We start from the raw sequence: 13,410 nt of genomic DNA, 5'->3' as shown, positions 1-13,410 counted from the left end.
GAACATGTGCCACCGCATTCATGCATGCCTGGATGAGTCCACCGAGTGTTCCGAGCGAGCAGAGTGAGAGGAGCCTCATGTCTACCTGGTTGCCGCAGCTCACCTCCATCGATGACCCGATTGCCGACGACTACTGGTCCTTCGAGACGGATGCGGGCGTCCAGCGTATCGCCCGCCTCACGGTCGGCCGGCCCGTTCCCATCCCGGGAGACCCGAATGGAGATTGGTACTGCCCGCTGCGAATCGATTATCCCCAGCGGCCTGAGTTCCTGACGGTGGTGGGGGTCGGCCCCGTCGATGCATTGAGGAACGCGATGCGAATCGTGGAAGAAGGGTTCCGCGACATGCGCAAGGTCAGCCCGAGAGCAAAGCCGCCAGGGACTCCCTGAGCGGGCGTCCCAGCACGTCATGGCGGCATGCCATGCCCGCGCGTGACAGACTGCGCGCCCATGCGCACCCGGACCCGTCTCCTCGCACCCCTGCTGCTCTCCACCGCCTGTGCCAGCACGCCCGCCGCGCCGCCCTCCGAGCCGCTGGCCGTCACCGCCACCCGCGCTCCCCTGCCGGAGCGCCCCTTCGGCACCCTGCGTGAGCAGGCTCAACGCCAGCAGGCGTGGCTGAACGAGCGCATGGAGAAGGCCCTCCCCCAGCTCATGCGCCAGTACGGCATCGAGCTGTGGGTGGTGCCCATGCGCGAGTACAACGAGGACCCCGTCTTCACCGCGCTGTCCGCCCCCACCACCTTCGCCGCCCGCCGCCGCACCATCTACGTCTTCCACGACCGCGGCCCGGAGGAGGGCGTCGAGCGGCTCGCGCTCGGCGGTGGCTCGCAGGGTGGTGTCTTCGTCCCCCGCCGCGCGCAGCGCCAGGTGGACGGCGGCGGAGTCAGCCGCGAGGCCGAGCTGTGGGGCCCCGAGCAGTGGCAGGTCCTCAAGCAGGTGCTGGAGGAGCGCGACCCCCAGGTCATCGGCATCAACGTGTCGCGCACCTTCGCCTTCGCCGACGGCCTCAGCCACGGTGAGTACGAGGGCATGGCCGAGGCGCTCGGCGCCGGGTGGGTGAAGCGCCTCAAGCCCGTGGAGGGACTGGCCGTGGACCTCATCGCCTGGCGCACCCCGGACGAGGTCCGGTTCTACGAGGACCTGACGAAGCTCGCCTGGAGCATCATCGAGCGCGCGTTCTCCAGCGAGGTCATCACCCCCGGCGTGACGCGCACGAAGGACGTGGAGTGGTGGATGCGGCAGCGGCTGGCGGACCTGGGCCTGCACACGTGGTTCCAGCCCTCGGTGGACGTGCAGCGGCGGGGCGTCACCGAGGAGCAGCTCGGAGAGGACCCCGTCATCCAGCGCGGTGACGTGCTGCACTGCGACTACGGCATCACCGCGCTGCGGCTGAACACCGACACGCAGCACATGGGCTACGTGCTGCGCGAGGGCGAGACGGACGTGCCCGAGGGCCTCAAGGCCGCGCTCGAGGTGTCCAACCGCCTCCAGGACATCGTCTTCGAGGAGCTGCGCCCCGGGCGCACCGGCAACGAAACCCTCCGCGCCTCGCGCGAGCGGATGAAGGCCGAGGGCATCGATGGCACCGTCTACTCGCACGCCATTGGCCTGCACGGGCACGGAGCGGGGCCGCTCGTGGGCCTCTGGGACCGGCAGGAGGGTGTGCCCGGCAACGGAGACCACAAGGTGATGGCGAACCAGTGGTACTCCATCGAGCTGCAGGCCACGAGCCCCGTGCCCGAGTGGAACGGGCAGCGCGTGCGCTCGGCGCAGGAGGAGGACGTCACCATCGACGCCGAGGGCCGGGTGCACTGGGCCTGGAAGCGCCAGACGGCGTTCCACCTGGTGCGCTGAGCGGCGGCCGCACGGACGGGGCTCCCTTCACCGGGAGCCCCGCGTCAGGGCGTCAGCGCGGCCTGCCCGTCATCGACTTCAGCAGCTCCACCAGCGCCTGCTTCTCCTCGGCCGACAGCTCGAGCGGGACGATGGTGTCCGTCTTCCGGCCCACGAAGGTGCCGGCCGCTCCGCCGCCCTGGTTGTAGAAGTCCACCACCTCTTCCAGCGTGGCCTGCGCCCCGGTGTGCATGTACGGCGCCGTCAGCGCCACGTTGCGCAGCGACGGTGTGCGGAACGCGCCCTCCATCTCCACCTGATTCGCCTGCGTCCGCAGCGTCCGCAGCCGCATCGCGTCCGTGCCGTTCGGCGCGTCGCTGTAGCTGCCCTGGGCATTGAACGGCGAGCCCAGCAGCGTCTCCAGGGTCGCCCACTGTCCTCCGCCGCCGGGCCCGGTGTCCTCCACGCCGATGTTGTGGAACAGGTCATCGCTCAGCGCCGGACCCTTGTGGCAGACGACGCACCTGCCCTTGCGCAGGAAGGTCTTCAGCCCGAGGTACGCCGGGTCCTCCTCCGCCGTGCCCGCGTCCACCGCGGCGAGGAAGCGCCTCACGTCCTCGTCGAAGGGCGCGTCCACGCGCACCAGCGTCCGCTCGTACGCCGCCAGCACCTTGCCCACGTTGGCCATCAGCGCGTCACCGGACTCCGCCGCCGGCTCCCTCCCGAAGAGGGCCAGGTACTCCGTGCGGTACGGCTCCACGCCTTGCAGCCGCGCGGCCACCACCTGCGCGTCCGAGTTCATCTCATCCGGGTGCGTCAGCGGCATGAGGGCCTGGGACCAGAGCCGGTCCGCGCGCCCGTCCCACATGAACCAGCGGTTGTAGGCCGCGTTGAGCACCGTGGGCGGGTTGCGCGCGGTGCGCTTGCCGTCGCAGCCCTCCGCCGTCGCCGTGTCCACCGTGCGGCCCTCGCCGTCGTGGCAGCTCTGGCAGGACACCGTCCCGCAGCGCGACAGCCCCGCGTCATGGAAGAGCAGGTCCCCCAGCTTCTCGGCCCGCTCCACGCCGTCCATCCGGTTGGTGGGGTCCTTCGGCGGCTGCCGCGTCTGGGTGTGCAGGCTTCGGAGCTGGTCCAGCTCGTCGAGGTTCGGAAACGCCTCTTCGGAGTCGCACGCCAGCCCCAGCCCACCCAGGGCGAGGGCGAGCACGCGGGCGCGCAAGCGATGCGGAGTCTTCACCGGGTCATCCTTCGTCACGTCGCGGGGCGGCCCGGCCTCGAAGTACCTCGCGCCGCCCCGGACTGGAGCCCGGGAAGCTTCGCGTCCCCACCCTCGCGAAGCAATCCCCACGTCCCGTCTCACCTGAAGAGAAGACGGGACGTGCGCGCCGTGCTCAGGCGCCGCAGCTCAGCGTGAAGTCGCGGTTGACGGTGGAGTAGTCGCCCAGCTTCACCGCGGAGGGCTCCGGGGAGATGGTGGGCGCGGCGCCGCCCTCGCACTTCAGGCCGCCGTCCACCGCCACGCCGACCCGCAGGTCCGTGTTGCTGGGCAGGCCCGACACCGTGAACGAGCAGCGGCCTCCGCGGCTGGCCTTCACCATCGCCCGGCCCAGCGCGTCCGACGGGGTGCCCGGCGACGACACCACCACCTGGAGCAGGTCGCAGGCGCCATCGGTCTGCATTCCGCTCTGGGGCAGCCGGACGACGCCGGCGACGGTGGCGTTGCCCTCGCGGCTTCCACCGCCACCCATGGTGGCGCAACCGGTGGCGGCAAGGACGAGGGCGGCAACGGCAATGCGATACATGAATTCCTCAATTCGTGGGGGGAACAAGAAGGCGGCTCGGTCGCCGCTCGGGCAACCTACGGCGCGCGCCACATACAATTGCGGCCGGAATTCATTCCACCCATTTCGCGCCGCTCTTGTGCGGCGGGAATTCGGCAATTCTCCTGGAATTCCAGGCAGTTCCGGACGCTGTGTCCCCCCGGAGAGACACGGGCTGTGCTGGGAATCAGCCGGCATCATTGCATCAATCAAAGACAGACATGCCGCGCCGCGTGGCGGCCTCGAGTGTCCCGGAAGCGGACGCGTGCATCCCATTTCCGGGAGCCGCGGCACCGGAGCCGGGGCCCGGGAGGGACGGCGAGGAGCGTGCGGCCAGGACGAAGGCCCGCCGTCTGCTGCCAGTCACCCGGGGCGCCCCCACGGTGAAGGCGCAAGGAGAGGAGACACGCATGTCGATGCAGAAGCAGGATGAGACCCAGTCCTGGACGGGGCTGGGAGTGGGGACGGACCGGAAGTCCTTCCTGGACAAGGTGTCCGCGCAGATTCCCGACTACGACGCGCAGCAGGCCGTCGAGGCGGTGTTCTGCGCGCTGTCGGAGCGGCTGCCCGGCGGCCTGGTGCGGCAGCTCGAGGAGCAGCTCTCGCCGGACGTGCGGCCCATGCTGAGCGCATGCCACCGGCACCGGGGCGAGGAACCCACGAAGCTGGACCGCGACGACTTCTATCTCATGGTGGCCAACCACCTGAACGCCGAGCCGGAGAACGTGCGGCTCGTCCTCCACGGTGTGTTCTCCGCGCTGCACAGCCAGCTCCTGGAGGCGGAGGCGCGGAAGATTGAGGGCCAGCTGCCCAGGTGGCTCCAGGGCACGTGGGCCGCGGCGCGCCTCCATGTCGACCGCCCCGCCTGAGTGTCCCGGGGCCGCTGGCGCGAGGAGGGCGTGGCTCCCGGAGGCCGGCCCCCTCTCGCGGCCGTCCTCCGCCGGAAACGGGCAGGGCGCCCGGAGCACTCGCTCCCCGGGCGCCCGCCGTCACCGCGCGCGAAGGGGGCCTTCTCAGTACGTCCCTCCCAGCGACAGCAACACGTTGTAGCGGCCGTCCCCGCCACCCGGCTCCAACGTGCTGGGAGCGAAGTCCTGGCCCAGCAGGAAGTTGTAGCTCACCCGCGCGTCGGCGGTGATGAGGTCGCCCATCTGGTAGCGCAGGCCCAGGCCGGCGGGCACGAAGGCGCTGGTGTCATCGTCGTAGCCGAGCAACTCACCCAGGTTGTCGTTCTGGATGTTGTAGTTGTCGATGCCGACGCCCGTCAGCGCGTAGGGCTGCAGCTTCGTGTCCGTGAAGCTGCCCACGACGACGGCCTGGCCGCCGTTGCGGACGATGTCCGCGCCGCCGGAGATGCCACCATCCCCCGGGTCGACGTCGTTCACGCCACCGGTGTAGCCCAGCTCGAAGCCGAAGTAGGCCCAGGGCCGGAGGCCCACCGTGGCCCCGTAGGAGAGGCCGGGGTTGACCGCGGGCGCGAGCTGTCCGGTGTAGCCCTCAGCGCCTCCCCCAATCAGGGCGTAGACGCCCTTGTCGGCCCGGTTCTCCGTGTCGAACTCCACCGTCTCCACGTCCGCCGACTGCTCCGCGGGGGGCAGGTAGTCCTCCTGGGCCCACGCCGCGCCTCCCCCGAGTGCCACCGCGCATGCTCCGCCGAGCACGTATCTCTTCATGTCGGACTCCTTTCGCCGCGTCCGAAAGGCAACGTGACGCGCGCGGGGAGGCCCGGCAACGTTCCGCTGGCGGCGGTCCGGCCACTCGATGCGCCTGTCCTCCCCACCCGGCGGGACGGGGCGGCACGAGGAGCGGGCCCACCGCCGGCCGCGCTCCGTCACCGGCTGCCCGGAGGCGCCTGTCCCTCACGGCAGGTGGGACAGGGCCTCCAGCGCCAGGCGGGCCTGCACCAGGCCGTGGCCGTAGCCCTCGTCGTGGCCCGGTGCACCCAGGTCTCTCGCGGTGCGCACCAGGGCCTCCTTCACCTGGTTCGGCGTGGCGGACGGGTGGGCGCTGAACAGCAGGGCGGCCACGCCGGTGACGTAGGGCGCGGACATGGAGGTGCCGGACATGTGCGTGTGGTCCGCCGGCGTCACGCTGACGCGCACGTTGTACCCGGGCATCCGGTGCAGCAGCGTGCCGCCCGCCTGGTTGATGGTGACGGTGGGCACCCACCGGCCCCGCCGGGGCATGGCGAGGATTCGCGGGCCGCCCTCCGCCGTCTCGTCGCCGATGATGATGGCCTGCGCGCCCTGCAGCATCACGTTGACCATGACCTCCTCGAGCGGGAGGTAGCCGGGCCGCACGTAGGCGATGAAGCCGCTGCACGTGCTGCCCTTGCACGACTCCATCGACTCGCCCTCGCCGCAGTCCACCAGCGGGGCCACCTTGTTGCCCGTGGGCCCGTACAGCAGCGCGCGCGACACCGGCTGCGTCTCGTCCGCGTCCAGCTCGGAGATGGCGCCCAGGCCGCGCGGGAAGGTGGAGAGCACGTCCACGCCCGGCGCCACCAGCGCCAGCTCGGGTCCGCCGGAGGAGAACTCCGCCCGCCGGTCCTCGTCGTCCACCGCGCCCACCGCCAGCACGGACGGGTCCGACGCGGGATAGGACACCCCCTGGGTGCCGTCATTGCCCGACGCGGCCACCACCAGCATTCCCCCGGCGTACGCCGCCTGGAAGGCCTGCAGCGTGGTCTTCGAGGCGACGCCTCCGCCCAGCGACAGCGATGCCACCCTCGCCCCCTGGCTCGCGCAGTACTCCAGCGCTGTCAGGACGATGCTCATCTGCGTGCGGCCGTTCAGGTCCAGCACCCGGGCGATGACCAGCTCCGCGCCGGGCGCGACACCCACCAGGCCGCCGGCCTCCAGGCCCTTGAGGCGCGCGCCCGGCCGCGCCGCGACGATGCCCGCCACGTGCGTGCCGTGGCCGCTGCCCCACGCGCCGATGACGCCGTCGCTGGCGTGGTCGTCGCCGTCCAGGAAGTCACGGCTCGCCACCACCGCGTCCCGTAGCGCCGGGTGCTCCAGGTCCAGGCCGCTGTCGATGATGCACACCCGCGTGCCCGCGCCGGTGGGCCGCCCCGGGTCCGGCAGGCCGTCCGCATCCAGGTCCCAGACCTCGTCCGCCTGCACCTGCCGCAGGCCGCTGGCGGACTCGCCGGGCACACGGGCCTCCACCGCCGCGGACGCGAAGGCCAGGGCCGGCAGGGTGGACGTGTTCAGCGAGTGCCACACCTGGTCCGGCTCGATGCTCTCCACGCTCGAGTCCCGGGACAGCGCCTCCCGCTCCTGGGGCGACAGGCGCGCGGCCACGGCGGGCACGTTGCGGAAGGTGGCCGTCACCCTGCCGCCGAGCTGGTGCACGCGGGAGGCGGCCGACACGCCATCATCCCGGTAGCGGATGATGAACGCCTCGCGGCCGTCCTCGTCGGGGTGGCCGGGGGGGGCCAGCTCCTGGAGCTCGTCCGTGAGCGCGCCCGCGGTGATGCCCGGGCAGGCCCCACCCTGGGCTCCCCTGTACGACGTGTTCTCCGGCGCGCATGCCGCCAGCGCCACGAGCCCGACGAGTCCCCACCGCTTCATGAGCCACTCCTTCCGTCACCACCGTGCGGCGACCGCGCCCCGCTCGAAGCTGGAGGGCCTCGAGTCAGCCGGCGCGTATGCCTTCAGGGAGTGCATCCCTCCGCGGTGCCGCAACGGCCGCGGGAAGGCGCCAGGCACGGGAGGTGCGGGGGTTCACATCGCGTGTGTTGGGCCTCCAAACCGCGGCGGCCTCCGGGCCCTGGCCGCTCCCAGGGCCCTCCCCTTGCCTCCCTGCCCTCATGCACCCACACCACGTGCGATGGGACGCACGGGGCGCACCCGCGAAGGCCTTCGACGAAGCCAGCCCGGGCGCGTATTGCCCCTGTTTCACGGACAGTTGTGCCGGACGGGTCTGACACCCTCCCCGGGGAACGGTGTTTCCGTTCACAACGTCAGAGGTGTCCATCCGCTGGAAGGTCCCCCGGCTGCTTGATTCCGTGTGTGTCCGGGTGCTTCGCTGCCAGGAGAAGCCATGAGTCCCGCACCCACAGAGTCCCCCCGCTTTCTCGGGCGCTATGAGCTCGTCCACCCCCTGGGCCAGGGGGGGATGGGCGAAGTCTTCCTGGCGAAGATCAGCGGCGCGGCCGGCTTCGAGAAGCCGTGCATCGTCAAGACGATTCTCCCGGCGCTGCTGAAGGACCGGCAGTTCCTGGACCGGTTCCACCACGAGGCCAAGGTGCTGGTGCACCTCGTCCACTCGTCGATTGCCCAGGTCTACGACATGGGCGAGGCGGACGGCACCTACTACATGGCGCTGGAGTACGTGGCCGGCGTGGACCTGGCGTACCTGCTGGAGCAGGCGCGGGCGCAAGGGGTGGCGGTGCCGGTGCCGGTGGCGCTGTTCATCGGCCAGCGCATCGCGGAGGGCCTGGGCTACGCGCACCGCAAGGCGGGGCCGGACGGCACGCCGCTGGGCATCGTCCACCGGGACGTGTCCCCGCACAACGTCATGGTGTCGTACGAGGGCGAGGTGAAGGTCATCGACTTCGGCCTCGCCAAGTCCGCGGCGCGCAGCAAGTACACGCTGCCGTCCACGGTGATGGGGAAGCTGGGGTACATGTCCCCGGAGCAGGTGCGGGCCGAGCCCGTGGACCACCGCAGCGACATCTATTCGAGCGGCGTGGTGCTGTGGGAGATGCTGGCGGGCCGCGCGCTCATTCCCCACGGGACGGTGGGGGAGATGATGGCGGCCATGTCGCAGCCGGTGGTGCCCGCGCTGCAGGAGCTGCGTCCGGACGTGGACACCGCGCTGGACGCGGTGGTGCGGCGCGCGCTGGAGGCGAAGCCGGACGGGCGCTACGCGCGCACGGACGAGTGGGCCCGCGCGCTCAACGGGGAGCTGGTGCGCTCGAGCGCGTCGGTGGGCGCCGAGGAGGTGGGCCAGTTCGTCCGCACCCTGTGCCCGGAGGCCTTCGCCGCGCAGCGCAAGCTCATCTCCAAGGTGTCCTCCTCCGCCGGCCTGCGCCGCACGCCCCTGCCGGGCACGGGCACGGGCGTCTACGGCACCGGCCCGCAGCCGTCCTCCGAGGAGGAAGAGGTGACGGGGTTCGAGCCCACGGTGATGCGCAACGCCAGCGACATCCAGCCGCCGGGGCGCCGCTCCGGGGGCGTGGCCCGGCCCGATGCCGTCTACGCGGACGGTGACGACGTGGACTCGGGCGTCACCGCGGTGCGCCAGGGGCCCGTGCCGGGCACCGAGCGCTCCGACAGTGGAGGCCAGCGCGTGCGCAAGGCCTCGCGCCCGGTGCCCACGGTGGAGGCAGGGGACGGAGCCGCGGACGAGGTGCCCGCTCCGCGAAGGCCCTCGCGCCCGCTGCCCACGGCCGATGCCGGGGAGGACGATGCGCTGGAGGCGAGGGAGTCCCGGAAGCGCCCGGTGGGGCTCTACGCCGCCATCGCCGTGCTGCTGGTGATTGCCACCGCCGCCACCACCGCGCTGTTCGTCCGTCAGCCCGCGGTGGTGCCCGCCCCGGCCACGGTGCCGGCCTCTGGCCTTGCCGTGAAGCCCGGCTCGGATGCGCCCGGCGCGGGCACGGCGGCCGGGGGGGAGAATCCGGGGGCGGCTGCCACGGGCGCCGTCGGCTCGAAGACGCCGGCCCCGGGCACCGCGGTCGCGGCGGGCTCTCCCGGCTCGGAGACGCCGGCCCCGGGCACCGCGAGCGCGGCGGGCTCGGAGACCCCGGCCCCTGGCTCCGCGGATGCGACCGGCACGGCAACCCCGGAGGTGGTACCGGCCGGGGGGCAGGGCACTCCGGTGGCGGAGGCCGTGCCGTCCTCCGCGCTCGCCGCCGCGGGAAGCGTGGCTCCGGGCAAGGCGGATGAAGAGGCCGTGGCTCCGGACGCGGAGCATGGCAAGCGCCCGACGTCCACGGCGAAGTCCACCGGGAAGAAGAAGCCCGTCACTCCGGCCCCGGCTCCGGCCCCGGCTCCGACGGTCCGGTACGTCTCCCCCGCGGCGGTGCTCAAGGTGGTGGACGAGGGCGGCAGGTTCTATGTCGAGCGGAGCCGGGACGCGAAGCTGCTTCCAGGCACGGAGCTGGAGGTGGTGGGGCCGGCGGGGAAGGACGGCCGGAGGCCGGTGCTCGGTCTCGCCCGGGTGCAGAAGCCGCTCAAGTCCGTACTGCGGCTCCGGCGGGCGTACCTGGAGCTGGATGACGCGGCCCTCGCCTCCAGCGGGGAGCTCTACCTGGCGCTGCCCCTGGCTTCGGCGGCCACCTCCGGCAAGCCCGAGGCGGAGGCGGCCGCGCCGGAGACGGCCGAGTCCGCTCCGGCCGAGGAGCCCGTGAAGCCCGAGAAGAAGCCCCTCTACGGCACCGCGAGCAAGCAGAGCGGGGTGTCGAGCTTCCTCGACCCCGGCATCAAGGTGCGCAACCTGGGCACCACGACCTGGACGAAGTGCAACGTGGTGAAGGATGGACGGAAGACGGCCTGGCTGGGAGACCTCAAGGCCGGCGAGGAGCGCACCGTCAACCGGTTCAGGGTCAACGTGAACTTCGACGTGCCCACCAACATGGTGGGTGTCTTCTGCGAGGAAGGCGAGCTCGTCATCCCGCTGCGCTGAAGCATCCCCGGCGGAGGCTGGGGCCCGCCCGGCGGCTCCGGCCGCGGGCCCCTCACTCCCCCAGGCGCTTCGCGGCCACGGGGCAGTCAGCTACCACCGCCGTCAGCTCCGGGTCGCCGCCGCGCGCGCCGCGCACCGCCCGGTCCAGCGAGGTGCGGCACTCCCACGTCACGTCCCGCGTGCCATGGCAGCAGTGCCAGCCCGTGAGCGTCCTTCCCAGGTACTTCCGCGCCTCCGCCTTCGTGGGCGTGATGAGCAGCCACACGGCGCCGGCCAGCACCGCCAGCCACGGGAGCTGCACGGCCACGCCCTTCAGCCAGGGACCGGCGCCCGGGGACACCCGCTCGGGGTGCATGCCCAGCCTTCCGTCCAGCGGACGCCGCAGCAGCACCACGTTCAGCAGCAGCTCCGGCGGCGCGGTGAAGGCCCGCGCCAGCCCGAGCGGCAGGCCCGGTGCGCGCTCGCCCCGCACCAGCCGCACGCCCGTCACCTGGCGCCACAGCGTCCGGCCCGTCAGCCCGCCCACGGCGGACGCGGCGAGCCACGCCAGCGCCATGGCGACGGCCATGCTTCCGGGCGTGCGCTCCTGCTCCAATGCCCGGAGCGCGGCCCAGCCCACCAGGGCCGCCGTCGCCACGTCCAGCAGGTCCGCCAGCCACAGGCGCCACTGGTAGCGGGACTCGGTGCTGACCACGTCCGTCGAGAACAACGACCCGTCGCTCATCCACCCTCTTTTCGGGGCCGCCAATATAGACATGAGCGCGCGGGGAACAGGGGGAACACTTCTCGCGGCCACGACGGCCTGCCGCGTCTCACGGCGCGCGAGCAGCGCTGACGTCCCTCCAGGCGAGGCCCCCTGTCGCGCCGGCATCACCGCTCCCGACCGCGGGCCGATGACGCTCCGCTGCGTCCGTGCACACCGTCCCGCCCTTGCCTGGAGGACGACGTATGGCTGAAACGGGAAGGCCCCGCGGACCGGCTCGGTTCCGGTGGGGAATGCTGGCGCTCGCGCTGCTGGTGGCGCCGGTGGCTGCCGCGCAGGACTCGGTGGTGGGACGGTGGGGGCCGCTGATGAGCTGGCCCGAGCCGGCGGTGCACGCGCACCTGCTCCCCACGGGAAAGGTGATGTTCTTCCCCGAGTTCGAGGCGGGAGACACCGCGCGCACCTGGGACCCGGTGTCGGGTGTCATCCAGGTGCTGCCCCGGCCCGGGCACAACATCTTCTGCTCCGGCCACTCCTTCCTCGGGGACGGGAGGCTGCTCGTCACCGGCGGACACATCTCCAGCGACGTGGGCCTGAAGGACGTCGTCCTCTACGACGCCTTCACCAACACGTGGCGCGACGCGCCGGACATGAACGCGGCCCGCTGGTACCCCACCAACACCACGCTGGCCACGGGCGAGGTGCTGGTCATCGCCGGCAACATCGACCACGACGCGGGCTCCAACACGCTGCCCCAGGTGTACCAGCCCGCCACCAACACCTGGCGCAACCTCACCTCTGCGCGGCGCGAGCTGCCCTACTACCCGTGGTTGTTCACCGCGCCGGACGGCCGCGTCTTCTACGCGGGCTACCGCACCGAGTGCGGCTGGCTGGACCCGCGCGGCACCGGGGCGTGGAGCTCCTGTCCCCCCAAGCGCTACGGCAGCCGCTCCTATGGCAACGCGGTGATGTACGACGAGGGCCGCATCCTCATCCTCGGTGGCTCGGACCCGCCGAAGGCCACGGCGGAGACCATCGACCTGCGGGAGTCCTCGCCCGTGTGGCGGGCCACCGGCGCGATGAGCCGGGGGCGGCGGCAGCAGAACGCCACGATTCTGCCGGATGGGAAGGTGCTGGTGACGGGCGGCAGCGGCGGCTCGGGCTTCGACAACAAGTCCGTGCCGGTGCGCGCGGCGGAGCTGTGGGACCCGGCCACCGGGCGGTGGACGGTGCTGGCCTCCGAGTCCCGCTACCGGGGCTACCACTCCACCGCGCTGCTGCTGCCGGACGGCCGCGTGCTGTCCGCGGGCGGGCGCGGCGAGAAGAGCGCGCAGGTGTATTCACCGCCGTACCTCTTCAAGGGCGCGCGGCCCTCGCTCTCCACCGCGCCCGCCTCGGTGGAGTACGGCGCCACCTTCACGGTGGGGACGCCGGACGCGGCCTCGCTCGCCCGGGTGACGCTGGTGCGGCTGTCCTCCGTCACGCACTCCAACAACATGGAGCAGCGCTTCGTGCCGCTCGCCTTCACCGTCGCCTCGGGCGGCGTGAGCGTCACCGCCCCCGCGGACTCGCGCCGCGCCCCGCCGGGCTACTACCTGCTGTTCCTCCTCAACGGCCAGGGCGTGCCCTCCGTGGGGCACATCCTCCGCGTGGGCGGCAGCGGCGCTCCGCCCCCGCCTCCGCCTCCGACGGACCCGGCGCGGGTCATCTCCTTCGGGGCCACGTGGCGGTACGACGACCGGGGCGTGGACCTGGGCAGCGGGTGGACGGCGCCCGGCTTCAACGATGCGGCGTGGAAGACGGGGCCGGCGCAGCTCGGCTATGGGGACGGGGACGAGGCCACCGCGCTGTACCGGGCCACGCCCCGGCAGCCCAGCTACTACTTCCGCAAGACGGTGCGGCTGGACAAGCCCATCACCGAGGCCCGCCTGCGCGTCCTCTTCGACGACGGGGTGGGCGTGTGGGTGAACGGGAAACTCCTGTACCAGCGCAACATGGGTAACGGCACTGCGTATGGCGCGTGGGCCAGCGGCACCTCCGGGGACAACGCCGTGCTCACCGCCACGCTGCCGCTGTCCCCCAACCCCTTCGTCGTCGGGGACAACGTGGTGGCCGTCATGGTGAAGCAGGCGAACTCCACCTCCAGCGACGTCTCCTTCGACCTGGAGTTGTCGCTGACCCCGGCGCCCTGAGGCCGGTGGCGCGGGTGCGGCGGCAGGCGGGACTTCGAGCGCCTGGTGGCCACCCTGGCTCGACCGGAGGACATGCCTCCTGTCCTCTTCCCGCAGTGGCGTGGGAGGGGCGCGGCTCTCATCTTCACCCCCAGCGCGACGCGGCGAGGCCCCCCACCACCGGGGCTTCGCGACTGGAAGCGCGCGGTCACCATGGCCAGAGGGCGCCGGGAGGGTGGCTTCCG

At 72.3% G+C, this 13,410-nt stretch carries 10 protein-coding genes; 5 read left to right on the top strand and 5 right to left on the bottom strand.

All coding sequences use genetic code 11. From position 1 onward, the window contains the following. Positions 1 to 77 precede the first annotated feature (77 nt). Together K8638_RS33795 and K8638_RS33790 are read left to right on the top strand one after the other, a co-directional pair. Positions 78 to 389 carry a hypothetical protein gene (locus K8638_RS33795; RefSeq protein ID WP_223758813.1) on the top strand — a complete coding sequence of 104 codons (312 nt, stop codon included), beginning with the start codon at positions 78 to 80 and terminating at the stop codon, positions 387 to 389. A gap of 60 nt (positions 390 to 449) precedes the next feature. Then, positions 450 to 1,856 carry a M24 family metallopeptidase gene (locus K8638_RS33790; protein ID WP_223758812.1) on the top strand — a complete coding sequence of 469 codons (1,407 nt, stop codon included), beginning with the start codon at positions 450 to 452 and terminating at the stop codon, positions 1,854 to 1,856. Between the two features lie 52 nt (positions 1,857 to 1,908). Here K8638_RS33790 and K8638_RS33785 read toward each other — a convergent pair whose 3' ends face one another. Both K8638_RS33785 and K8638_RS33780 read right to left on the bottom strand, forming a co-directional pair. Continuing rightward, positions 1,909 to 3,072, bottom strand: coding sequence for a cytochrome c peroxidase (locus K8638_RS33785; RefSeq protein WP_223758811.1), 1,164 nt, complete (start codon positions 3,070 to 3,072; stop codon positions 1,909 to 1,911). Positions 3,073 to 3,226: 154 nt separating this feature from the next. Beyond that, on the bottom strand, positions 3,227 to 3,637 hold the full coding sequence (locus tag K8638_RS33780) for a hypothetical protein (protein WP_223758810.1): 411 nt from the start codon (positions 3,635 to 3,637) through the stop codon (positions 3,227 to 3,229). 428 nt (positions 3,638 to 4,065) lie between these two features. Between K8638_RS33780 and K8638_RS33775 the strand changes: the two genes are divergently transcribed. Continuing rightward, complete coding sequence (locus K8638_RS33775) at positions 4,066 to 4,524, top strand: DUF2267 domain-containing protein (protein WP_223758809.1); 459 nt, start codon at positions 4,066 to 4,068, stop codon at positions 4,522 to 4,524. Between the two features lie 144 nt (positions 4,525 to 4,668). Here K8638_RS33775 and K8638_RS33770 read toward each other — a convergent pair whose 3' ends face one another. Together K8638_RS33770 and K8638_RS33765 are read right to left on the bottom strand one after the other, a co-directional pair. Next, a complete protein-coding gene (locus tag K8638_RS33770) occupies positions 4,669 to 5,328 on the bottom strand; it encodes a hypothetical protein (protein ID WP_223758808.1) in 660 nt (219 codons plus the stop codon). Between the two features lie 186 nt (positions 5,329 to 5,514). Continuing rightward, complete coding sequence (locus K8638_RS33765) at positions 5,515 to 7,230, bottom strand: S8 family serine peptidase (RefSeq protein WP_223758807.1); 1,716 nt, start codon at positions 7,228 to 7,230, stop codon at positions 5,515 to 5,517. A gap of 472 nt (positions 7,231 to 7,702) precedes the next feature. On the opposite strand from K8638_RS33765, the gene K8638_RS33760 reads away from it, so the two are divergent. Next, positions 7,703 to 10,291 carry a serine/threonine-protein kinase gene (locus tag K8638_RS33760; RefSeq protein ID WP_223758806.1) on the top strand — a complete coding sequence of 863 codons (2,589 nt, stop codon included), beginning with the start codon at positions 7,703 to 7,705 and terminating at the stop codon, positions 10,289 to 10,291. A 52-nt stretch (positions 10,292 to 10,343) separates the two neighbouring features. On the opposite strand, the gene K8638_RS33755 is transcribed toward K8638_RS33760, so the two are convergent. Beyond that, positions 10,344 to 11,015 carry a hypothetical protein gene (locus K8638_RS33755; RefSeq protein WP_223758805.1) on the bottom strand — a complete coding sequence of 224 codons (672 nt, stop codon included), beginning with the start codon at positions 11,013 to 11,015 and terminating at the stop codon, positions 10,344 to 10,346. A 272-nt stretch (positions 11,016 to 11,287) separates the two neighbouring features. On the opposite strand from K8638_RS33755, the gene K8638_RS33750 reads away from it, so the two are divergent. Next, positions 11,288 to 13,186 carry a galactose oxidase-like domain-containing protein gene (locus tag K8638_RS33750; protein WP_223758804.1) on the top strand — a complete coding sequence of 633 codons (1,899 nt, stop codon included), beginning with the start codon at positions 11,288 to 11,290 and terminating at the stop codon, positions 13,184 to 13,186. The last annotated feature ends 224 nt before the right edge of the window (positions 13,187 to 13,410 follow it).

The sequence above is a fragment of the Myxococcus sp. RHSTA-1-4 genome, from assembly GCF_020037125.1.
Taxonomy (GTDB): domain Bacteria; phylum Myxococcota; class Myxococcia; order Myxococcales; family Myxococcaceae; genus Myxococcus.
This window is presented reverse-complemented; position numbering and strand designations above follow the sequence as displayed.

Coding starts and splice junctions, on each gene's coding strand:
- K8638_RS33795 (WP_223758813.1), top strand. CDS start 78: ATGTCTACCTGGTTGCCGCAGCTCACCTCCATCGATGACCCGATTGCC.
- K8638_RS33790 (WP_223758812.1), top strand. CDS start 450: ATGCGCACCCGGACCCGTCTCCTCGCACCCCTGCTGCTCTCCACCGCC.
- K8638_RS33780 (WP_223758810.1), bottom strand. CDS start 3,637: ATGTATCGCATTGCCGTTGCCGCCCTCGTCCTTGCCGCCACCGGTTGC.
- K8638_RS33775 (WP_223758809.1), top strand. CDS start 4,066: ATGTCGATGCAGAAGCAGGATGAGACCCAGTCCTGGACGGGGCTGGGA.
- K8638_RS33770 (WP_223758808.1), bottom strand. CDS start 5,328: ATGAAGAGATACGTGCTCGGCGGAGCATGCGCGGTGGCACTCGGGGGA.
- K8638_RS33765 (WP_223758807.1), bottom strand. CDS start 7,230: ATGAAGCGGTGGGGACTCGTCGGGCTCGTGGCGCTGGCGGCATGCGCG.
- K8638_RS33760 (WP_223758806.1), top strand. CDS start 7,703: ATGAGTCCCGCACCCACAGAGTCCCCCCGCTTTCTCGGGCGCTATGAG.
- K8638_RS33755 (WP_223758805.1), bottom strand. CDS start 11,015: ATGAGCGACGGGTCGTTGTTCTCGACGGACGTGGTCAGCACCGAGTCC.
- K8638_RS33750 (WP_223758804.1), top strand. CDS start 11,288: ATGCTGGCGCTCGCGCTGCTGGTGGCGCCGGTGGCTGCCGCGCAGGAC.